This window comes from Paenibacillus sp. FSL H8-0457 (genome assembly GCF_038051935.1).
Classification (GTDB): domain Bacteria; phylum Bacillota; class Bacilli; order Paenibacillales; family Paenibacillaceae; genus Paenibacillus_AQ; species Paenibacillus_AQ lautus_A.
This window is the reverse complement of record NZ_CP150293.1, coordinates 781,275-802,216: the sequence shown is the minus strand read 5'-3', so window position 1 is coordinate 802,216 and position 20,942 is coordinate 781,275. Positions and strand designations below refer to the sequence as shown.

Sequence of the window (20,942 nt, the reverse complement as noted above, 5' to 3'; positions counted from 1 at the left end):
ATGAACAGATCAACGAATTCGTGCCATGACATGTATACTAGTGCTAGTAGTTAGGAGTGAGTGAACTGAGAGCGAAAGAATCGAAGCAACAACAGTTCAGTGAACATATCGAGAAATGCAAGAACAAGTTATACCGGGTGGCCTATTGCTATGTCAAAAACGAGCAGGAGGCACTGGACATCGTCTCGGAAGCGACCTATAAGGGATACCTCGCTTATGAGCGGATGAACGCGCCGCAGTATTTTGATTCTTGGATGACCCGGATCGTCATTAACACTGCCATCGACCATCTCGGTCGCAAGAAGCGGTTTACCTATATGGAAGACCAGGCTCAGGACTACGCGGCTGCAGAGCATGCGGTCCCGCTGGAGGAGAAAATGGATCTGTACGATGCGCTGGACAAACTGCCGCCGGAGGAGAAAACCTACATGATTTTGAAGTTTTTTGAGGACCTGCGCTTTAGGGAAATGGCGGATGTGCTGTCATTGTCCGAGAACACCGTCAAAACCAGGTTTTATCGCATTATCGGAAAATTGAAATCTTATTTAATCGAGGGAGAGGTCGATAGCCTATGACAGGAAAAGAACGCTACGAACACATTGAAATTCCCGCTCAGTTAACAGGCGTCATAGATGCTGCGCAGAAAAAGGCGGCCATCCGTAAACGATCCAAACGCATGATGAGGTATTCTTCCGTTGTTGCAGCGGCCGCTGCCCTGCTCTTCGTGGTCAATATCCCAACGGTAGCCAATGCCTTATCCAAAGTACCCGTGGTGGGCAGCATCGTTCAGGTGCTGCAATTCGGGGGCGGCGGCGAGCGGACCGACGGCGTTACCGTAGGAACGGAAGCTTCCGAGGATGTATTCAAGATTCATTTTGATCAGGAAGGCGAGTCCGTTTCCAGCGTGCCTGCCTATACCGTCGACCATAGAGATGCCCCGAACCGCCTTATTTTCACGTTTAACGGGGTTCGATATTTTGACTATGATACCATCAAGAAAGACATGCTGGCGCTTCCGCTGGTGAAGGATGTTTATGAAAATGTGATTCTGGACGATTCGGCCATGCGTTTTGTCGTTGAGCTGAAGGACGGCGTGAAGCATTCCGTATCGGAATATAAAGATCCCGGCTATTTGGAGCTGAGGCTTACTTCCACCGGCGAGCCGGTAACTCCGCGCGAAGTCTTCTATATCCGCAGTGAGACGATGCCGCAAGGGGAATCCCTTGCCATTCTTGAAGAGATTTACTTGGAAGACGACGTGACCTTCATTAAGGCGGCCGGCGGGGACTTTATCGCGGTCATCGGCGGATTCGATACCCGCGAGGCTGCCGAGCAGAAGCTCGGCGAAATTTCGTCGCGCGAGACCTACGGCGATGATCTTCGCATCGACAGCTGGATGAGCAATGAGCGCCCGGACTAACCGGTTGAAAAAAGCACCGCTCCGACAAGTGTTGGAGCGGTGCTTTTTGATATCATATTATTCAGGTTCGATTGTACCGCCAGCTCCGGAAGCAGCTCTTCCTGCCGCGAAGAAACGTTATGCGTTTTGATGAGGATAGATCATGACTTTGACGCTGGTGTCCTTTTGCGTGCGGGCAAGCTCCACGGCTTCCTCGATCTGATCCAAAGAATACTGGTGGGTGATGATGTCCCGTATGCGGCTGCCCTTGTTCTGCAGCATCTGAATAGCGGCCGGATACGTATTCGCATAGCGGAACACACCGTATACATCCAGCTCGGCGTCAACCAAAGCGCCGATATCCACCGGAATGGCATCCTTTGCAGGCAAGCCTACAAACACGATGCGGCCCCCGCGGTTCACATAACCGATGGAATCCGCGATGGCCCCGGCATTGCCCGATGTTTCGATGATGAGATCGATTCCCTTGCCGCCCGTAAGTTCGACCAATCGCTGGGGCACGGATTCGTCCATGGGATTGATCACGCCGGAGGCTCCCATCTGAAGGGCCAGATTGCGCCGGTAATCCACGACGTCGCTGCCGAATACCTGTGAAGCTCCGGACATTTTGGCTGCCTCCATGGCAAGCAGGCCGATCGGGCCCAAACCGAGCACCAGCACCCGGTCCTCCGGCCGGATACGCCCGCGGCGTACGGCATGAAGGCCAACGGACAGCGGCTCAAGCAATGCGCCCTCCTCGAAGGACATTTCATCCGGCAGCCGGAACAGGAAGTCGCTGCGAACCGCAACGTATTCGGCCCAGGCACCGTCAACCGGAGGAGTCGCCATGAACACCACGTCCGGGCACAGGTTGTAGCGTCCGCTTTTGCAATAGGCGCATTGCCCGCACGTAACGCCCGGCTCCACGGCCACGCGGTCACCGACGGAGACATTCGTCACCTTCTCCCCCGTTTTCACAACGACTCCAGCCAGCTCATGTCCCAGAATCAACGGCTCTTTCACCTCATACCTTCCGATCCGTCCATGCTCATAATAATGCACGTCCGAACCGCAGATGCCGATGCAATACACCTGAATCAAGGCTTCATCTGGCTTCGGCTCCGGAATGGGCACCTGCTTCACCCCAATGGATAAAGGACGATCAAGAACGGCGGCAGACATCAAATTAGGCTGCGACAAGCTGCATTCACCTCTCATTTCAAGAAATCGCTTACCCACTTAGTTTACACGATAAACTATCGCTTCATAAGGGTTTAAGGTGAATTGGCCGAAACTCCGGTCCGACCGCTCGTAATTGGTGAGCACCACTTCCGGATGACGGCCGCTCCATTCCGCTGGAAACTGAAACTCCGGCGTCCTGCCGTAAAAGTTCAATACGATCAGATATACCTCGTTCCCTAATGATCTGGAATAAGCGAAGATCTCCGGATGCTCCTCCAGCACGGCTTCGTATTTTCCGTAGATCAGCACCTCGGTGGACTTGCGCAGACGGATCAAGGCCTTATAGTAATTCAGAATGGAATCCGGATCGGCCAGCTGATGCTCCACGTTGATCTCATGATAATTCGGATTGGACCGAATCCACGGCACGACGGATGAGAAACCGCCATAAAGCGTGCCATCCCACTGCATCGGCGTTCTTGCATTGTCCCGGGCCCGGTACGCGATTCTGCGCATCGTCTCGGACACGTCTTTTCCGTCCAACAGCCGCTCGCGGTAATAATTGTAGATCTCCACGTCCCGATAATCGCTCAGCTCCGGAAACTCGACATTCGTCATCCCGATTTCCTGCCCCTGGTAAATGAACGGCGTCCCTTGCATCAGCATAAAAAAAGTAGCCAGCATCTTGGCCGATTCCTTATGATAGTGGACCGGATCGCCAAAACGGGATACGGAGCGCGGCTGATCATGGTTCTCCATATAGAGAGCGTTCCAGCCTGTCCCTTCCAGGCCCGTCTGCCATTTATGCATGATCTGCTTCAATTCGGCCAAGTCCCAGACGGCGTAATCCCAGCGCCCTTCGAGTCCGAAATCGAGATTGACGTGCTCAAATTGAAAAATCATGTTCAGCGCCCCGTTCTCCTCCCCGATCCAGCGGTCTGCTTCGGCGATCGGAATGCCGCTGGCTTCGCCCACCGTCATAATGTCATAATCGGCGAACGCTTCGCGTTTGAATTGCTGTAGAAATTCATGAATTCCCGCGATATTCCGGTGACCGGGATTTGAATCGACATATCGAAGGTTGTTTGGATTCGGCATGTCGGGCAAACCCGGCAGCTTCTTAATATGGGTGATCGCGTCCACGCGAAAGCCGTCGATCCCTTTATCCAGCCACCAGCGGATCATCCGCACCAGCTCTTCCCGGACCGCCGGATTCTCCATATTTAGATCAGGCTGCTTTTTCGAATAGAGATGGAGATAATATTGACCCGTTAGTTCGTCGTATTCCCAAGCGGAACCGGTGAACACCGATTCCCAATTGTTCGGCTCGGCCCCGTCCCTCGGATCCCGCCAGATGTAATAATCCCGCTTCGGATTCGTTCGGGAGGAGCGGGCTTCCATAAACCACGGATGTTCATCCGAGGTATGATTAAGCACCAGATCCATGATAAGGCGCATGCCGCGCTTATGGATTTCGGCCAGCAGCCGGTCGAAGTCGGCCATCGAGCCGAATTCCGTCATAATATCCTGATAATCGCTGATATCATAGCCGTTGTCGTTATTGGAGGATCGATAGATAGGGCATACCCATATGACGTCAATCCCGAGATCCTTCAAATAATCCAGACGGGATATCACCCCTTGCAGATCCCCGATGCCGTCTTCATTCGAATCCATGAAACTGCGCGGATAGATCTCATACGCAACGGCTTCTTTCCACCATGCTTTCCGCATTGCCTGATCCCCCGTTTACAATCAAAATGCTGCCCATCGCGGTATACGGACATTAGTCGTTTATACATTCTTATTAACCGACTCCTGCCTAAGCCGCAGTCTGTGGCAGCATACAGTATTGCCGTTTAAACGATCATATAAGCCTGATAACCATAGAATGGCCATGCCGCGGGGATATGCGGCACAGCCATTCTAAGTCTATCCTCTCACGTATTTACCGGTCAGGGAGTGTTCCGCCGCGATCAGTTCGGCGGGCGTTCCTTCGAATATGACCCTCCCTCCCCTGCTGCCGCCTTCGGGCCCGAGATCGATGATCCAGTCCGCCTGACGAATCACGTCCAGATTGTGCTCGATCACGATCACCGAGCTGCCGTTATCGACGAGCCGATTCATCATGTCCAGCAGATGCCCGACATCCGACATATGCAGCCCCGTCGTCGGCTCGTCCATGACGTAAATCTGACCCTGCTTGTGCAGCTCGCTGGCCAGCTTGATGCGCTGGCTTTCGCCCCCGGACAGGGTGCTCAGCGGCTGTCCGAGGGTCAGATAGTGCAGGCCCACGTCATGCAATGCTTCCAGCCGCCGCTTGATTTCTTTTTTCTCGAAAAAAACCAGCGCCTGCAGCACCGTCATGTCCAGCACCTCGGTGATCATTTTTCCCTGGAGCTTGTACTGGAGCACATCATCCTTAAAACGTCTGCCGTCACAGGTATCGCACGGCGACTTGATGCCTTCCATGAAAGCCAGGTCCGTATAGATGAAACCGAGCCCGTGGCAGTCGGGGCAGGCCCCTTTGGAATTGAAGCTGAACAGGGATGGACTCTGACCGTTCGCCTTGGCGAACATGCTCCGGATGTCATCCATGATCCCCGTGTAGGTGGCAGGGTTGGAACGGATCGAGGCGCTGACGGCGGACTGGTCGATGACAACAGCCTCGGGATGCTGGGACAGGAAGGCATGGTGTATGAGCGAGCTCTTTCCTGATCCCGCTACGCCCGTGACCACGGTCAATACGCCTACCGGGATATCCACCGTCACATTGTTCAGGTTATGATGATTCGCATTGGCAATGCGCATATGCCCTGTAGGTACGCGAAACTGTTCCTTCATCGGCATCCACCGCTTCATATACCGCCCGGTTAAGGTGGAAGCTTGGTCGCACAGCTGCTCGACCGTCCCTTCGAAGACAATTTCCCCTCCCCGGGTACCGGCATTCGGCCCCACATCCACCACATGGTCGGCAATTTCAATCACGTCACGGTCATGCTCCACGACCAGCACGGTGTTGCCCTTGTCGCGAAGCTTCCTCAGCATGCCGTTCAGACGGTGAACATCCCGCGGATGCAAGCCCACGCTCGGCTCATCAAAAACATACATCATGTCCGTCAGGCTGCTGCCCAGATGCCGGACCATCTTGACCCGCTGCGACTCGCCTCCGGAGAGCGTGGTCGTCTCCCGGTTCAGTGTCAGGTAATCCAGTCCCATATCCATCAAATGCTGCAGCCGCTCCGCTAAGCTGGCTACCATGCCGGCAGCGATCGGCTCCTTGATATCCAGGATGAACGCTCTTAGGTCCCCGATCTCCATGGCCGCACACTCGGCGATGTTGAATCCGTTGATCCTGCAGCTTAACGCAGCTTGGCTGAGCCGTGTCCCCTCGCATAACGGGCATGTGCCGTGCGTAATGAAATTTTTCACGTGATTGAAGGTTCGTTCGGACAATTCGCTGCTGTCTCGCTGAATATACAGCCGGTTAAATTTCAGCACGAGGCCTTCGAAGTCGGACTGCACCGGTCCGCCTTTGGACGGGAAGGTCACTTTCCCCTCCTTGCCGTACAGGAAGAGATTCCATTCCGCTTCGGAATAATCGGCCAGCTTCTTGTCGTTATCAAAGAAACCGGACATGGTGTAGTTCTTCATATACCAGCTGTCCACCGAGAAAATCGGAAACCGGACCGCTCCCTCATTCAAGGATTTGGTCGTATCCAGCAGCTTTGTCAGATCCAGCTCCACCTTCTTCCCGATTCCCTGGCATTCCGGACACATGCCCTGCGGATCGTTAAAAGAAAATGCATTGGAGTAACCCACGAATGGCTGCCCCACCCTCGAAAACAGCAGTCGAAGAACGGCGTACAGATCGGTGATCGTGCCGAGCGTGGAACGCGAGTTCCCTCCCAGCCGCTTCTGGTCGATGACGATGGCGGTCGACAAATTCTCGAGCGAGTCCACGTCCGGGCGGCTATGCCGGGGAAGCCGGTTCCGGACAAAAGCGGTGAACGTCTCGTTCAGCAATCGCTGGGCCTCGGAACTGATGGTATCAAACACGATGGACGATTTGCCCGAGCCGGATACGCCGGTAAAGACGGTGATTTTTCGTTTTGGAATTTGGAGCGAAACATTCTTTAGATTATTCTCCCTGGCACCGCGAATGCGGATATATTCTTGCGGCATGGCCGTTCCTCCTTTGTGCCCTGTAGTGCTCCTATTATAAAAGGGCATTCATGACATGTACTGTCATAATGAAGGAAAGGTGCTATGATTCCGGTCGAACCCACGCCGGGAAAATATCAGAAGGGTTGCCGGCCTATTAATGTTATACTTAGTTTATAATGAGTCAGGGGAAAGAAATGCAACATCCTTCCATTTTTGATTTTGGTTTGCCAATATGCATCCTGTCCATTACAATTTACGGAACATCATCTTTCGAAGATTTCATGATTACAGGAGAGTAATGACGATATGAGCAAAAAAATAGTCGCCATCGATATGGATGATACGATCTGCCATCTGATTCCCAAAGCCATCCATTATCACAATTTGCAGTACAAGGATCCCCAGCTTACGCTCGATCAGATTACCGATTACAACCTGCACCAAATCTGGCATCCTGAATGCTCGGAAGAATTTTTCTTCGGAAAGCCCGGTTTGTATGAAGAGCTCGAACTATTTGACGAATATACGATTGACGAGGTTCACAGAATGACACATGATTATGATGTCATTGTCGTTACCGCAGCCCGACCCTCCTCGGTGCCCGAGAAATGGAGATGGCTCCAGAGGCATATGCCTTTTATTCCGTTCGAGAATTTTTTCGTGGCCAAGCGCAAGGACCTGGTGGAGTTTGACCTTCTGATTGACGATGGTCCCCATAATGCGATTGCTGCGAGAAAAGCCGGAAAACAGACCATCCTGATTCCGCGCCCATGGAATGCGCATATTCAGCATGAATTTATTCTGAAGGATTCCTGGAAGGGAATGAACGAGTTAGTAGACCGCATGTTATCCGATTCTAATCATCAAGGGGAAATGAAATGAATATAGACCGCAATAGCCGGTACCTATCGCAAGACATCCATTTTTTCGCTGCCGCGCTGTCGGAAACGCTGGTTTCCGTGTGGGAGGAAGACCCCGCAAGCGTATACGTGGAGATCGAGCGAGGTTACATTGAATGCTACACGCCGGATGTCGTCCGCATCCGCAACGAAGAAACAGGTTATTTGACGCACTACAGCCGTGATACCGCGATGTTTCAGCGGATGTAAAATACGATAAGAGCCGCTTCCCTTGCCGGGAGGCGGCTCTTTTTATTGCCCGATTTACCTTTTAGCCGACAAGACTAGAAACAGGGTTGCGAGCGGGCCTAACAACAGTGATAACAGAAACCAGTTTAATCCAGTTCTGTTCTTTCCTTGGGCCAGCCCGGCATTGATCAGCGCCAGCGTTCCCCATCCCACGTAAAATTCGTTATTCATCGTATCCCCTCCGAACCGCATTCTATCTGGCTTTATACGTATGGCGGAATGAAACGTTGCAGGATATGCGCAAAAAGAGCAAGGAATGCTCCCTGCCCTGCGTGGTTATAAAAATTATAGGCACATTCGCTTAAAATGCCGCGATGCGCGGCTCCGCGAAGAAGCCGAAGCTTCCCAGCGTCGGGACGATGCTCACGCTTGCTCCAATTCCCTTAACAGCTGAAATATCTGTCCCCTGTGATGGGACTCATGCTCAATCAGATGATAGATGACCCATTCGGGCGTCACATCGTACGCCTCCAGTTGTCTGGGTCTTCTCCAGTCCGAAAGGTCCATGCCTCGGAAATGGGCAACCAGTTCCTGACGAACCATGTGCATACGGTGGAGATGCTCAGCGAGCGGCTGATCCGGCACTTCGGAAAGACGGTTATCCTCCGTACGGTGATCCCAGGGGAAACATGCCTTTATTTTCGGGTCCCAATCGGATTCAAGCACCTCGACGTACAGCCAGTCCGCTTCGATTAAGGCAATATGGTATAGCAGTGAACCGATGGATTGCCGGCCGGCCGCCTTATGATTCAGATGCTCATATCGGATCCCGGCCAGCCGTTTCAATATCGTCCGCCGCACGTCCTCGAGTCCCCATATCCAGCGGCCGATCTCCGGCTCAAACCCAGGCAGCGCCTCAACGGTCAACGTTTTCCTTTGCAAGTCTTTCACGCTCCCTCTCATGATCTCATGCACTTTAGGATAACAGGCGGGAGACGCAGGCTACAAGGTAACGTTCGGTTTAGACCAAAATGATCCTGGGGCCCATTGCAGCCGTTCTTACTTCTTTCTGGTCGCAATCGCCTCTGCCGTTTGTTTAACGGCCTGATGCCCGAATACGGCGAACGCCCCCGCAAGGATGCCTTGGATGATATTCTCCACGCTCCAGCCGATCAAGCCGGTTGTCAACAGGATGGATACGACCATAACCACATATACGATGCTCCAATTCGGAACCTTAGGCGTTTGCTTCAGCACGTATCCGATCACCCAACAAGCGGCAACGACCATGAACAGCCGCGGATCGATCAGTTGAAAAATGACGCTCCATTCCATGACAAACCCACCCTTTCCATTCATTTTCTACATCCCATTCCTAGAGCCTATCGATCGGCTTGTACTTATATCCTTATTCCCGCAGGCAAAATAATAGAATCTGCCGATGGAATTCATGATAGGTTCATGGATGGGCAGACGAAGCGCCAATCGCGTATTCCCGGGTGGAGGGAATACGCGAAGGTATTCTTTGAAGTGGCGTTGAAACTAAAGGTCATTGCCTGCCGCTTCAATGATCCCGCAGATCCAATCGGTCAACCGCCGATCCTTCTCTTCCTGACTGCAGTCCGTTGGAAAGGCAAGGTAGTGCTGATGCTCGGGAATCCGGGGTATCCCCTTCTTCATGACGGCATCCGCCCTGGTATCATTTTGGTATTCTATAAAACGAAGATCCCTTCCGTCCAATGTCTGATAGGCATAACAGCTGTACTCGATTTCGTCGATGACGGTCCAGTGATGTCCCTGCCTCCTGGGATTGCACAACACATGCGTGCCCTTCAGCTTGTTCAATGAGTACAGAAAGCCTTGCAGCTGGGCCTCCGTTATGTGGTAGTCATCCAAGTAATACCGCTGCGAGACTCTGTCCGCATTCGTGTCGATGATCTGATAGTTTAGAATAAACGCAGCCCCTTTGCGCAGCACCGGATCGAAGTAATCCTTCTGTATCCGACCCTTATGACGGGAAAGGCGATCTGACACCAGATCATCCATGTTGCTATGGTCCAGGTTATGACCGAAAGTGATCAAGAACTTGCGATTCTTCATGCGGAACTCTCCCTTATATGACCGATATAATTCCAATATATTCCACCCATCATTATACAAAACAAGGCAGCCTCCTCACCAACGGAAGCTGCCTTGCTCTTAAACCTGTTCAAGCATCCCCAATTCCAAACCACATTGAATGTTATACCTTGCTAACCTCGGCTTCATCCGCTACCGCGGCCTCGGTCGTGGACTGACCCTGCCATAACAGCTGCATCTCTTCGCTCGTGGCGAGCAGCTCCGCCAAGCTTCCCTCCGCTTCGATCCGTCCATCCTTCATGACGATGATATGATCGGCCTTGGACAGAGCCGCCCTGCGGTGCGATACTGCAATGCAGGTGACGTCACGCTCCTTGAACATTCCCTCCCATACCAGCTGCTCCGTCTCCACGTCCAGCGCGCTGGATAGATCGTCGAAGATGTACAGATCCGCGCCGGTCATCAGCATGCGCGCCGTGGCCGCGCGCTGGATCTGTCCCCCCGACAGCATGACGCCTCTCGGGCCGACAAACGTCTCCAACCCTTGATCCAGATTCTCGATGTCCTTCTCCATGACGGCCAGCCGGACGGCCCGTTCCAGCGCTTCCTCGGCCCGCTCTTTCTTCCCTTGCACGATGTTCTCTCTCAAAGGATCGCTGAACAGCCTTGGAACCTGCGGGGTATAAGCCGCCCGAGGGGGCATCAGGAAGGTAGCCGGATCGACTTCTTCCCCGTTCCAGCGAATCGTGCCCGCCTGCTTGGGCAGCAGCCCCAGCAGGGTCCGGACAAGCGTCGACTTCCCGGCCCCGATTCGGCCGGTCACCACCAGAAACTTGCCGCGCTCCAGGCGGAGGTTGATATTCGATATCCCATTCTCCGAATTCGGATAATGATAGGATAAATTCTTTACCTCCAGCTCTTTGAGCTTCTCCCCCGGCTCCCTGCGAATGAGAGGCAGTTCCGGAGGATCTTCGTTCAGATACGTTTCCCTCGCTTCAATAATCCGGTCCTCCTCGCCGGGGCGGAACAGCGAGCGCATACGGTCAAAGGAAACCTTCAGCCGTTTGTGCTGAAACACCATATATCCGAACAAGGAAATACTGAACCCGATATTGGCCAGGTACGTCGTAAACAACGCGAAATCCCCGACGGTGAAATGCCCGGCCTGCATCTCGGTTGCGCACATCAACAGGATCAGTCCCGTACAAATGCTCAGCACATGCTGGTTCAGGGACCGCATCCATTGTTTGAACAGATTATCCTTCAGCGCTGCCTGCCGGCGGTCCTCGTTCAGCTTCGTGAAGCGTTCATGGACATGATCTTCGGCCTGCCCGAGCTTCAAGGCTTGAACCGCGCCGAAGGTTTCGGCAATGAAGCTGGTGATGCGCCCCGTAGCTTCCCGGTTCTTCAGGCCGTAACGCCGTGCGCGGTTGCCGGATAAATTGTTCAGGAGCGTGACCACCACGAGCGGCAGCACGGCCACCAGCATGATTTTCCAGTTAATGCTTGCCATGATGACAACGGATACGAGCGCAAAAACAAGACGTCCCCAAAAATCCACCCAGGACTCCACGTATTCCACAACTTCATCCACGTCATCGCGGAAGCGGCTCATCGCCTCCCCTGGAGAAGCCGGCAAATTCCGTCCCGGCCAGCGCATGATCCCCGCCAGCATGTTAGTGCGCAAGATAGCCTGGATATGATAAATATACGTTACCCATTGATAGAAGGCTGCAAAGAACGTCCCCACCCGCGCGACCCTTACAACGGCAATAAAAATCAAAGGAACGGCCAGCCATACATAATCCGTGGAATTCGATGTGGCCCGGTCGAAAAACCACTGCATTCCGAGCCCGATCAATAACGGTAGCGAATGAAAGATGCACCACAATAAACCGTTGATTAAAAATAATGAGGGCCTAAATCGAAACAGCCGCCCTATAAAACCCGTGATGGTCACGCCAGCTCCTCCTCTCTGCCTGTGCTCAGCAGTCTCGCATAATGCGATGCCGGATCTAACGCAAGTGCTTCCCGTGCGCCGAATTCCAGAATCCGTCCGTCACCCAGCACCATGATTTTATCCACCTGCTCCAGGGTAGCCAGCCGATGCGCGATGATGATGCCCGTACAACTGCTCATCAGCTGATCGACGGCTGCCTGCAGCATGGTCTCCGTTGCGGCGTCCAAGCGTGAAGAGGGTTCATCCAGAATCACCAGGCTCGGCTGCGTCAAAAATACCCGGGTTAACGCAAACAGCTGCGCTTCCCCGGCGGACAACGAGGCCCCGCCGGTGGTCAGATGCGTATCCAGACCTTCCGGCTGCGCATCGATCCACTGCCGAAGCCCGAGACGCTCCGTCGTTTCCAGGATGAATTCGTCCGACACGCCGTGATCGAACAGCGTCAGGTTGTCGCGCAGCGAGCCGTCGAACAGCTGCACATCCTGCGTAACCATCCCCACCCGGCGATAAAGCGCGGGCAGCTTCAGCTTCGTGATATCCGTGCCTCCGACGCGGATGACCCCGCTGTCGATGTTATACAGTCGAAGCAGAATGCGGCTGAGACTCGACTTCCCGCTGCCGGTACGTCCGATGATCCCCAGGCGTTCACCCGGCTTCACTTCGAAGTTAATGTCCTTTAATACCGGTTTATCCGCGTTGTAACTGAAGTTGACGCCCTCAAACTCCAAACCGAGCGCGCCTTCGGGCAGCTCTTCCTGCTCCCCGTCCACGATCTCGCTCTTGTTGGACAGCAGCTCTCTGGAACGCAGCATGCCGGATTTCGCTTTCTGGAACTCCTGCACTTGGTCGCCCAGCATCTCGATCGGATCGTTTAACATCTGCGTATATTGATAGATCAGGAACAGGGTTCCCAGCGTAATTTCATCGATCAAATAATAGCGTACCCCCAGTAACAGGACTGCGGTAACCGCTAGGGCAAACAGGATCACCGTGGTGTTCCAGGGTACGACGCGGAGCATCCAGGCTTTTCTCCCCTTCAGGAACACGCTGCGCATCAAGCGGTGAAACCGGTTCATGACGTACGGCACGTTGCCGTTCGCCTGAACATCCTCGATGCCGGCGATGCGTTCCTCAATCAATCCGAACAGCGAAGCGCTGGCTTCCCGTTCGTTCTTGGAGGAATTGACGCCCATATTCCGGATGAACACCATGAACAGAATGGACAGCAGCGTGAACACCGTCATAACGATCGCGATGGGCAAATTGACCGTAAACATAAATCCCAATATGCCGGCAAGCAGCACGAAGCTGCCGATCACCTGCACGATGAACATCGCAAAGAAATTCGAGATATTCGTCACGTCTCCGTCAATCCGCTCAATCATCTCGCCGGGCGTTTTCACATTATGAAACCGCATATCCAGCCGTAAGCAATGCTTCAAAAGATCGCCGCGGAGCCGGTTCGTCGCGCGCCATGAAATATCATTCCCCAGATAACTGACAGCTACGGTAATCAGCTGGTTCAACACAGCCACGACCAGGAATAATCCCGCAAGCTGGATCAGCGTGGCTATCACGCCTCCGCCGGCTGCCGTGTCGATAAAGCGTTTGACAATCTGCGGATTCAGCAGCTGCAAGCCGGTCGACGTCAGCAGCATGGCCAGCAGCAGGATCAGCCGTCCTTTTACCGGCTTCAAATACCGCAGCAGCCATGACATGGATACCTTTTCTTTTTTGGGCACAGTGCCCACCCCCATATGCAAGCAAGTATGTACGGACCGTCATTCCCCAAACACAGGCATGCCCGGCAGTAAATCATTACCAGTCTACATGAAAACCCCGATCATTCCTAGGTAAAGAATAATTATAATGTGATGATCGTTTATTCTTAAGTGCATAAAGAATAAACCGCACAACTGCACGGCCTCTCTGCGATTATATACAATTGAAGGAGCCGCTTCCGTCTTTTCTTTCTATATAAATCTAGCGAGTCAATACCCGCTTCAAAAAAAAGCGAATCCGATAATTCAGCATACTCGTATATGTATAATAGAGTGACGTGCAACTTTTTGGAGGTGGGCATAATGAATACTGGGATCAGTGGATTAGACGGACTGGATGAAGAGAAGCTATCAGAAATTCGCGAAAATGCCGCAAGGCTCTCGGACATGAAACAAGAGGTGCCCGTGGAAGAACTGTTCTCGGAATCATTCATTCAAAGACATACGAAGTTTTCTTCCATCGATCACTTGCTGAAGGCCGCTGGATACGAGGGAAGCACCGATGAAGATTTTGACGAATTCATACAAGGTCGCACGATTAACCCGTTTATCGTTGAGCATACCCCATTTCGCAGCTGGCAGGATTTTCAGGAATTAGCCGTATCCGCTTATATTACGAAATGGCTGGGATTGTAAATATTCCATCAGTACCGTACCCCGGGTCTTTCCTCTAATAAGGGAAGACAACCAAAGAAGCCCCTCTAACCGATGTTAGAGGGGCTTCTGATATATTTTTTTAAAAGGGGTGCTTTTATCTTATGCCCGAAATATTAAGGGGAGCTTAAATTACGATTAAAGAGACATAAATTGTTCAACATGAACGCATCCTTGTGCATCTGCATCAAGGTACGGCGAGGAAGGCACTTCATCTAAAAGTCACCGGACTTGAGTCTATTCGGTCGTCACCGTAGCCGTCTTGGTCTTGTTATCCCATTCCACCTTGGCGCCTAATGCCTCACCGATGGCCCGGAGCGGTACATAGGTCACGCCATTCTCCAGCTTGCCATCTTCGATCTGCTTACCGTTTACAATGACATTGACCTTATCGCTCACCGCAGCAGCCCCCTCTTTCTTCTGAAGTCCCAGGTATTTGGCAATGCCGTTGACATGGCCTCTCGCCAGAGCGTCCAGCACGTCCGGCCGTTTCAGCTTGGCTGCATCCGCTGCCACATCGATAAACAGGTTCTCGGTCAACACCGCAGGCATTTTAGATTCACGGACCATATGCAGGTTAGCCGCCTTCTGTCCTCGATCGCTTACTCCGTAGGATGTAATCGCGCTCATGACCTCCGAATGAATAACACTCTGGAGTTTTACCGAACCAGGGCTTGGGGAGGTATATCGATATGACTCGAAGCCCCCTGCACCGCCGCCTGCGTTACAGTGGATGCTTACCAGGATATCGGCACCGGCGGCGTTTGCCTTATTGGTCCGTTCCGCCAATTCCAGAAACACATCGGAAGATCGGGAGAGGTTTACCTGAACGCCGTCGTATTCGGCTTCCAATCGTTTTTTCACGGCTAGGGACAGCGCTAATACGATATCCTTTTCCTGCAGCCCGTTTCCGGTGGCTCCGGCATCCTTTCCGCCATGTCCTGCGTCAATCCAAACCTTTTTCACGATCATTCACCGCCTTTGTAGGTTGTTGAATAGCCTGGTGGCTAAATACAGCGAAGTGGGCCGCGTCCCTTCCTTCCGCTCATGCTTCCACGTTTACTAGGCAAGGCAACTATAGATCCTACTGCAAGGACGAGTATAATATATAAGATACTCCAATGGGGTACGGTCGGTGTTTGCTGGAGCCTATATCGAATGGCCCGGTTACGGTTTTGAGCTGACCTCTTGTGCCCCAGGCCCAAGCTTCATTTCATCCGGAATCCCTGATATTATGCATACAATGGAACTTTCCCGGAGATTGCCTTCATGTTTGGCAAGGCGGTGATTTCATCCGTGTTACTTCTATTCTAACCGATCGGAGACGGGTTATATGTCTGGATTTGTACTTATCGTGTTCGCTGCAGCTTTTATCATTCGTGGTGTCATGAGGATACGCAAACCCACATGGGGGTCCTTATATAAAATGTGGAACATAAAGTATGGGTCGGAGCCTGATTCCGACTACATTCGCTATATAAAATCCAGCGGGATTCTTCTGGTGGTTCTGGGATCGATCGTACTCGTATTCGGGATCCTGATGGTTATATTTTGAGCCCCATTACCGATCATCCCTTTAGGATTTAAAAAGCCCTGCCGACATGAGTCGGCAGGGCTTTTTGTTACGCGAAAGAAACGAAATTATACCCAGAAAGAAGCAGTAATGATGACCAACAAGATGAAGAGAACAAGAATCGCTCCGACAGAGTTATACCCGCCGTATCCAACTTCGCCCATGAGATTCCCTCCTTTGCTTACGATACGATATAACGTATTCAATAATTCATGAAGTGTCAGGGCGCACGTACTGCTCATAGACAAAAAAATAACCCAACCAGCCTCTGTCGGCGACCGAAGTGTCATTCAGCGACGATATTTCCTGTTCAGTCAGGCGGTAACTTATTTTCAATCCCGGTAAATCAAATTTGGCACGATACGTATATAAACAAGCTCGGCAATTAGCTCTATCACGGTTTGAGTGACGATTACCGCTGCTGCAATCGTAGCCATTTCCTCAGGCAGGGTAAGTGCTAAAGGAAGCACGACTAATGAATTCCGTGTCCCTGCACTAAATATAAGCGCTCTCCCATCCTTGGGTCCGATTCGAAAAAACGCCGAAGTCGCCCGTGAAATAAACGGCGTCATGATATGGAATAGAACATAAATGGGAACAACCGCTATGATAACGCTAAGGTCTTCATACACCCTCCCGATTTGTGAAGCAATGACTACAAAAAGAACAAACGCCATAAAGGGTACTGGGAGCCATGCGGTTAATTGCAACGATTTTGAACCCTTAGCACTTTTCTTGGCCCAGAACTGTGCAGCCAAAGCAAGAAGCAACGGGACGATAATCAAGAAGATAAATGCCTCGACAAATGGGCCCACCTTGACCATTTCTGCTGCTTCCGAGCCAAGGAAAAGCCACAAGTAAAACGGAAGCATAATCATTTGTACTACAAAAAGGATCGGTGTGGACGCAAGAATCAATCGCTCATTCCCTTTTCCTAACTGTGTAAAAACAATAACATAATCAATGCATGGCGTCAGAAGCACAAGGCAAACACCAAGTAAAACGGGAGCCGGTTGAGGAAATACCGAGGTTAGAATATAGACGAGAACCGGTGTTAGAACAAAATTCACAAGCAATAAAGCCCCCATAAAACGCCCGTTGGTTAAAGCCTCCCTCAGCTTAAGAAATGGAATTTGACAAAACATGCTGAAAAGAAGAATCGCAATCATGAATGATATGGCAGGCTCAACAAACATGCCTATGGCGGGGCTTAATAAGCCCATTACTGCACCTGATATCAAGGCTGCTGCATAAACGCCTATTTGATTCTTCTCTACACTCTCCAGTCTAAGCATCTGCCCACGCTCCGCTTTTTTATCCGAATTATATCACGGGACCAGCACGGTACGGCTAAATACCGCTTTGGGGGCAGCGCTGCTCTCAGTCATTGCATATACCCTATTTAGCTCTTGGAGAATATACACACCCATCTCTGAAAGGGTTCCTTACGTTGATTATTCTTCTTATAGCGGCATCTTTGCGTTCAATTTCGTACCAAACTTTTTTATTTTTATCATATTAGGTCTGATACTATCACCTATGATTGATAGCGCCATTTATAAGAGGTTTAATCTGAAAGGGATTAAAGGCGTCCTAACCATAATATTGGCTTATTTGTTGTTAGGCGTTGTTAGTGGCGATTCATCCATTTTGTTTTCAGCTATATTTCTGTTTCCATTTCAGGCGCAAGGTAACTTAAAATCTGAAAGCGGCAGTCCAAGACGATATCCATGTCTTAGCTTACCGCTTGTCTTAAGTTATAGGCCCTAGCCCATTTTCGAATCGTTTAATTAGGCAGCAGCATAGGATAATCGGAAAATGATGAAACGATAAAAGGAGAATGAACATGTACCGCGATCTATGTTACCCTTATCAAGTGTTTGATCCAAGATATCCATACTGGAACGATTACAACCGGCTTCATAACTTGAATCCTCATTATTTCAGTTGGTATGATGCCCGTTGGAATCGTGATGATGAAGATATTCAAATAACGGATTATGGGCGAGGACCACTTGTACTGAATATTGATCAAGCTGCGAAACAAAACAATACGTACCGAACCGCCTTATGGACTGGGAAGCACTTACAAGTGACCCTAATGAGCATTCATGTTGGAGATGACATTGGATTAGAGGTTCACCCCACAACCGACCAATTCATACACATTGAACAAGGTCAAGGGCTTGTTCAAATGGGCGATAGCAAACATAATTTAGATTTTCAACAAATGGCCTATAATGGCTATGCCATCATGATACCTGCTGGAAAATGGCACAATGTAACCAATATGGGCAGCGTACCGCTAAAAATATACGTGATATATGCCCCTCCAGAGCATCCATTTGGCACGGTCCACGAAACAAAAGCAGAGGCCATGTCTGCTGATTAGAATTTGTTATTCTTAGGATTTTGCAAATTTATATGCCGTTAGAAAACTGAAGCCCGTCAGCTTAATGCTGGCGGGCTAAAGTGTTATACTAAAAATATATAACGAGACAAAAAAACATAAACAACACGAAATGATGGATAAGAACAGTTTGCTATCTTCACTTTCCCCTCTTTTCACTCCTACAATGTGCATTAGGTATCCGGCACTTACAGACAGAGTTACAAACCCTAAATATAACGTTTTGTGAGAACTGAACCAAACGCATATAACAAAAATAAAAGCTATCCACGTGAATATATATCTCAAAGCTTTAAATGGTCTATCGCCCAAAATATCACCTAAGAAAAAGTTGCATTCACCTTCTCCAGTAGACACTTTAATCTCACGTCTGGACTTGCCGATCAGTACGACAATATCTGTTAACTCTATATTCTTTATACTCATCAAACAGCCTTAAGGTAACGGCACAGTGCTCATGAAAAGACTTAGCTATAGCTTGTTATATTAACTTACAGATAGCTACTTGCAAATTATTTTGAGTATTCTACTTCTTAAGGAATCTATAAATACCAATGATCAATGCAATTAATGAAAGCCCAGAAGCTAGAAAATATAAAAAGGCATTTCCTCCATTAGGTATCGGTAGATTCTCACCTACTGGTCCAGTCTCCGGAATAGGCGGATTGAGACTTAAATAACCTGCCCTTAAGCATAAAATCATAATCAAAAATGACAAAATACAACCAATAACAATTTTTAGTTTGTTCATGAAACCTCCTAAATATTTCTTTTATTTTTTCGCTCTTTAAGAGCATCGTACTTACTAGAGAGGAAGAACAAGGCCATTTTAACGAGGTTGGGCAGATTATGACATAAGGTGACGTATTTGAGGTCTATACTGGATGTAGATAAACGTAACGAAAGGAGCAATACATCATGACACGAAGAATAATTTTAGATTTAGCGGTTACTTTGGATGGTTTTATTGAAGGGAAACATGGTGAAGTTGATTGGTGCATTATGGACTCTGAGATGGGGTTTAATCATTTTTTAAATCAAATCGACACCATTCTATATGGAAGAAAAAGCTATGATTTATGGGGGCAATTCACTCCGGAAATTGGACATACGGATTCTGAAAAAGAATTTTGGGAATTGGTTCACAGCAAAGAAAAGTATGTATTTTCCAGGACGCAAAAGGGGACTGATCATAACGCAATATTCATAAATGATAGCATTCTTGAAGAAGTAAATAAATTAAAGAATAAGCCTGGTAAAGACATCTGGCTGTACGGTGGAGCAAGTCTTATTACGACTTTTATCAATTTAGGGCTTGTTGATGAATATCGATTATCCGTTCACCCTGTCGTTTTGGGAGAAGGAAAACCGCTGTTTGTCGATATAAAACAGAGGTTGAATTTAAAAATGGTGAATACAAGAACGTTCTCCTCAGGCGTTGTGCAACTAATTTATCATTTTGATGGGAACGAATAATATTGTGCATTCGCCAACACGTACAAATAACGGCCCGGTTCCCGAATGACGGAAAGCCGCGCCGTTATTGACTTTATGAAGATGCTGGTGAAGGGAATTGAACCCCCGACCTACGCATTACGAGTGCGTTGCTCTACCCCTGAGCTACACCAGCACATGTGGTTCGATGATATTCCTCTCGAAACAACAAAAATTATTATAATACTTCGGCAGCAAAATGCAAGTCCTATTCTAACGGGAATATCCACCGAATTTGGTGGCATTACCCGCCTAACTTCTCCTGAACGGATTGGATCTTCTGTTTGCTCGAGGAGACCTGGTCCCTGCGGTCGTCAATTTTAACGGAAGTCGATACGCGCTTTGCCCCGGACAGAAAAGGCGCTTCATGCAAAGCCTCAATCGCCCGCCAGATCATGTTAAGCTCCCCCTCGATGATCGTGCTCATCGATGTCAGCTCATAGGAAATCCCGTCCTGCTGTTTCAATATTCGCTGCATCTCGGCGACATAAGCGCTTAAACTCGTGGTTGCGGTTCCGATCGGAATCACCGTTACCTCTGCTATTGCCATCTGAACAACCTCCCTCGTCATATCTCAATCATGTAAGACCCTTCAATTCCAATGCCGGATACGGATATCATACCAATTTCGGTCCGCCATATCAAAGCCCTTCAATTTTAGCTTCACACAAGATATAGTGTATCCTGCCCGCCTCATCCATACGGTAATATCCTATTTTGTCAAAACGAGAATATACGCGGTATCTGCGCAGAAAAGGTCGCATTTGGTCACAATCCAGGAAATCTTATCGCCTTTTGACAGTTTCTTAACTGGCACAATGACCGCTCGTTTGCTATAATTCTTTTTGCGTTCAATTTTAAGAATATGGTTTACAAACACAATATATTGGGTTAAATTAGATTAACAACAACCAAATATAGTGTATATAGGTGCCGGATCAACCCATAAGGCAGTCCGGCTTAATAGGGAAGCATGGTGTAAATCCATCACGGTCCCGCCACTGTAAGGGCTCTTAGGCTGTTCATCATTTTTTCAGCCTTCCTCATACGGCATAGCCACCGAAGAATCGGATCAAGGTTTTCGGAAGGTACCGCCGGAAGGCAGAAGCCCGAGTCAGAGACCTGCCTATATACAGCAGACACCAACCTACGGGG

21 protein-coding genes, 1 tRNA gene and 1 riboswitch are annotated in these 20,942 nt (G+C 50.0%); of the genes, 7 read left to right on the top strand and 15 right to left on the bottom strand.

The window, feature by feature from the left end; translation table 11 throughout:
- Positions 1–56 precede the first annotated feature (56 nt).
- Positions 57–575: a sigma-70 family RNA polymerase sigma factor gene (locus MHI43_RS03540; RefSeq protein ID WP_012818880.1), complete on the top strand. Its 519-nt coding sequence runs from the start codon at positions 57–59 to the stop codon at positions 573–575.
- On the top strand, positions 572–1,420 hold the full coding sequence (locus MHI43_RS03535; RefSeq protein WP_012818879.1) for a hypothetical protein: 849 nt from the start codon (positions 572–574) through the stop codon (positions 1,418–1,420). The genes MHI43_RS03540 and MHI43_RS03535 overlap by 4 nt, the downstream gene beginning before the upstream one ends.
- A 117-nt stretch (positions 1,421–1,537) precedes the next feature.
- On the opposite strand, the gene MHI43_RS03530 is transcribed toward MHI43_RS03535, so the two are convergent.
- The 3 genes from MHI43_RS03530 to MHI43_RS03520 form a co-directional block, all read right to left on the bottom strand.
- Positions 1,538–2,599 (bottom strand): NAD(P)-dependent alcohol dehydrogenase, encoded by a 1,062-nt coding sequence (locus MHI43_RS03530; protein WP_012818878.1) that lies wholly within the window; start codon positions 2,597–2,599, stop codon positions 1,538–1,540.
- A gap of 39 nt (positions 2,600–2,638) precedes the next feature.
- Positions 2,639–4,315 carry an alpha-glucosidase gene (locus MHI43_RS03525; protein WP_012818877.1) on the bottom strand — a complete coding sequence of 559 codons (1,677 nt, stop codon included), beginning with the start codon at positions 4,313–4,315 and terminating at the stop codon, positions 2,639–2,641.
- A gap of 198 nt (positions 4,316–4,513) precedes the next feature.
- A complete protein-coding gene (locus MHI43_RS03520) occupies positions 4,514–6,766 on the bottom strand; it encodes an excinuclease ABC subunit UvrA (protein ID WP_036664589.1) in 2,253 nt (750 codons plus the stop codon).
- 288 nt (positions 6,767–7,054) lie between these two features.
- Here MHI43_RS03520 and MHI43_RS03515 point away from each other — a divergent pair, with 288 nt between their 5' ends.
- On the top strand, positions 7,055–7,630 hold the full coding sequence (locus MHI43_RS03515) for a hypothetical protein (protein ID WP_012818875.1): 576 nt from the start codon (positions 7,055–7,057) through the stop codon (positions 7,628–7,630).
- On the top strand, positions 7,627–7,857 hold the full coding sequence (locus MHI43_RS03510) for a hypothetical protein (RefSeq protein WP_009591802.1): 231 nt from the start codon (positions 7,627–7,629) through the stop codon (positions 7,855–7,857). The genes MHI43_RS03515 and MHI43_RS03510 overlap by 4 nt, the downstream gene beginning before the upstream one ends.
- A gap of 54 nt (positions 7,858–7,911) precedes the next feature.
- Here the strand turns inward: MHI43_RS03510 and MHI43_RS03505 are convergent, their stop codons facing one another.
- The 6 genes from MHI43_RS03505 to MHI43_RS03480 form a co-directional block, all read right to left on the bottom strand.
- The gene (locus MHI43_RS03505) at positions 7,912–8,067 is read right to left on the bottom strand and encodes a hypothetical protein (protein ID WP_006208027.1); all 156 of its coding nucleotides are present in this window, start codon (positions 8,065–8,067) and stop codon (positions 7,912–7,914) included.
- 192 nt (positions 8,068–8,259) lie between these two features.
- Positions 8,260–8,787 (bottom strand): DinB family protein, encoded by a 528-nt coding sequence (locus tag MHI43_RS03500; RefSeq protein ID WP_235201857.1) that lies wholly within the window; start codon positions 8,785–8,787, stop codon positions 8,260–8,262.
- A gap of 108 nt (positions 8,788–8,895) precedes the next feature.
- Positions 8,896–9,171 carry a phage holin family protein gene (locus tag MHI43_RS03495; RefSeq protein WP_119850149.1) on the bottom strand — a complete coding sequence of 92 codons (276 nt, stop codon included), beginning with the start codon at positions 9,169–9,171 and terminating at the stop codon, positions 8,896–8,898.
- 207 nt (positions 9,172–9,378) lie between these two features.
- Positions 9,379–9,936: a hypothetical protein gene (locus MHI43_RS03490; protein WP_036664962.1), complete on the bottom strand. Its 558-nt coding sequence runs from the start codon at positions 9,934–9,936 to the stop codon at positions 9,379–9,381.
- Positions 9,937–10,078: 142 nt separating this feature from the next.
- The gene (locus MHI43_RS03485; RefSeq protein WP_036664594.1) at positions 10,079–11,875 is read right to left on the bottom strand and encodes an ABC transporter ATP-binding protein; all 1,797 of its coding nucleotides are present in this window, start codon (positions 11,873–11,875) and stop codon (positions 10,079–10,081) included.
- Positions 11,872–13,617 carry an ABC transporter ATP-binding protein gene (locus tag MHI43_RS03480; RefSeq protein ID WP_036664595.1) on the bottom strand — a complete coding sequence of 582 codons (1,746 nt, stop codon included), beginning with the start codon at positions 13,615–13,617 and terminating at the stop codon, positions 11,872–11,874. Before MHI43_RS03480 ends, MHI43_RS03485 begins: the two co-directional genes overlap by 4 nt.
- A gap of 342 nt (positions 13,618–13,959) precedes the next feature.
- Here MHI43_RS03480 and MHI43_RS03475 point away from each other — a divergent pair, with 342 nt between their 5' ends.
- On the top strand, positions 13,960–14,292 hold the full coding sequence (locus MHI43_RS03475) for a hypothetical protein (RefSeq protein ID WP_009591801.1): 333 nt from the start codon (positions 13,960–13,962) through the stop codon (positions 14,290–14,292).
- 255 nt (positions 14,293–14,547) lie between these two features.
- Here the strand turns inward: MHI43_RS03475 and MHI43_RS03470 are convergent, their stop codons facing one another.
- The 3 genes from MHI43_RS03470 to MHI43_RS03460 form a co-directional block, all read right to left on the bottom strand.
- Complete coding sequence (locus MHI43_RS03470; RefSeq protein ID WP_012818869.1) at positions 14,548–15,276, bottom strand: N-acetylmuramoyl-L-alanine amidase; 729 nt, start codon at positions 15,274–15,276, stop codon at positions 14,548–14,550.
- Between the two features lie 675 nt (positions 15,277–15,951).
- Positions 15,952–16,047, bottom strand: coding sequence for a hypothetical protein (locus MHI43_RS03465; RefSeq protein ID WP_012818867.1), 96 nt, complete (start codon positions 16,045–16,047; stop codon positions 15,952–15,954).
- Between the two features lie 168 nt (positions 16,048–16,215).
- The gene (locus MHI43_RS03460; RefSeq protein ID WP_012818866.1) at positions 16,216–17,178 is read right to left on the bottom strand and encodes a bile acid:sodium symporter; all 963 of its coding nucleotides are present in this window, start codon (positions 17,176–17,178) and stop codon (positions 16,216–16,218) included.
- Positions 17,179–17,729: 551 nt separating this feature from the next.
- Here MHI43_RS03460 and MHI43_RS03455 point away from each other — a divergent pair.
- On the top strand, positions 17,730–18,275 hold the full coding sequence (locus MHI43_RS03455; RefSeq protein WP_012818864.1) for a cupin domain-containing protein: 546 nt from the start codon (positions 17,730–17,732) through the stop codon (positions 18,273–18,275).
- Positions 18,276–18,819: 544 nt separating this feature from the next.
- On the opposite strand, the gene MHI43_RS03450 is transcribed toward MHI43_RS03455, so the two are convergent.
- Complete coding sequence (locus MHI43_RS03450) at positions 18,820–19,044, bottom strand: hypothetical protein (RefSeq protein WP_036664598.1); 225 nt, start codon at positions 19,042–19,044, stop codon at positions 18,820–18,822.
- Positions 19,045–19,211: 167 nt separating this feature from the next.
- Here MHI43_RS03450 and MHI43_RS03445 point away from each other — a divergent pair, with 167 nt between their 5' ends.
- Positions 19,212–19,769: a dihydrofolate reductase family protein gene (locus MHI43_RS03445; RefSeq protein ID WP_036664601.1), complete on the top strand. Its 558-nt coding sequence runs from the start codon at positions 19,212–19,214 to the stop codon at positions 19,767–19,769.
- An 82-nt stretch (positions 19,770–19,851) separates the two neighbouring features.
- On the opposite strand, the gene MHI43_RS03440 is transcribed toward MHI43_RS03445, so the two are convergent.
- Positions 19,852–19,923 (bottom strand) — tRNA-Thr (locus tag MHI43_RS03440).
- A 108-nt stretch (positions 19,924–20,031) separates the two neighbouring features.
- Entirely contained in the window at positions 20,032–20,337 is a 306-nt protein-coding gene (locus MHI43_RS03435) for an MTH1187 family thiamine-binding protein (RefSeq protein ID WP_036664605.1), read from the bottom strand.
- Positions 20,338–20,698: 361 nt separating this feature from the next.
- Positions 20,699–20,932, top strand: a riboswitch (cobalamin riboswitch).
- The last annotated feature ends 10 nt before the right edge of the window (positions 20,933–20,942 follow it).

Excerpts from the sequence above, each read along its gene's own strand:
- MHI43_RS03535 (WP_012818879.1), top strand. The coding sequence starts at position 572 with ATGACAGGAAAAGAACGCTACGAACACATTGAAATTCCCGCTCAGTTA.
- MHI43_RS03525 (WP_012818877.1), bottom strand. The coding sequence starts at position 4,315 with ATGCGGAAAGCATGGTGGAAAGAAGCCGTTGCGTATGAGATCTATCCG.
- MHI43_RS03520 (WP_036664589.1), bottom strand. The coding sequence starts at position 6,766 with ATGCCGCAAGAATATATCCGCATTCGCGGTGCCAGGGAGAATAATCTA.
- MHI43_RS03515 (WP_012818875.1), top strand. The coding sequence starts at position 7,055 with ATGAGCAAAAAAATAGTCGCCATCGATATGGATGATACGATCTGCCAT.
- MHI43_RS03510 (WP_009591802.1), top strand. The coding sequence starts at position 7,627 with ATGAATATAGACCGCAATAGCCGGTACCTATCGCAAGACATCCATTTT.
- MHI43_RS03505 (WP_006208027.1), bottom strand. The coding sequence starts at position 8,067 with ATGAATAACGAATTTTACGTGGGATGGGGAACGCTGGCGCTGATCAAT.
- MHI43_RS03495 (WP_119850149.1), bottom strand. The coding sequence starts at position 9,171 with ATGGAATGGAGCGTCATTTTTCAACTGATCGATCCGCGGCTGTTCATG.
- MHI43_RS03490 (WP_036664962.1), bottom strand. The coding sequence starts at position 9,936 with ATGAAGAATCGCAAGTTCTTGATCACTTTCGGTCATAACCTGGACCAT.
- MHI43_RS03475 (WP_009591801.1), top strand. The coding sequence starts at position 13,960 with ATGAATACTGGGATCAGTGGATTAGACGGACTGGATGAAGAGAAGCTA.
- MHI43_RS03465 (WP_012818867.1), bottom strand. The coding sequence starts at position 16,047 with ATGGGCGAAGTTGGATACGGCGGGTATAACTCTGTCGGAGCGATTCTT.
- MHI43_RS03460 (WP_012818866.1), bottom strand. The coding sequence starts at position 17,178 with ATGCTTAGACTGGAGAGTGTAGAGAAGAATCAAATAGGCGTTTATGCA.
- MHI43_RS03455 (WP_012818864.1), top strand. The coding sequence starts at position 17,730 with ATGTACCGCGATCTATGTTACCCTTATCAAGTGTTTGATCCAAGATAT.
- MHI43_RS03450 (WP_036664598.1), bottom strand. The coding sequence starts at position 19,044 with ATGAACAAACTAAAAATTGTTATTGGTTGTATTTTGTCATTTTTGATT.
- MHI43_RS03445 (WP_036664601.1), top strand. The coding sequence starts at position 19,212 with ATGACACGAAGAATAATTTTAGATTTAGCGGTTACTTTGGATGGTTTT.
- MHI43_RS03435 (WP_036664605.1), bottom strand. The coding sequence starts at position 20,337 with ATGGCAATAGCAGAGGTAACGGTGATTCCGATCGGAACCGCAACCACG.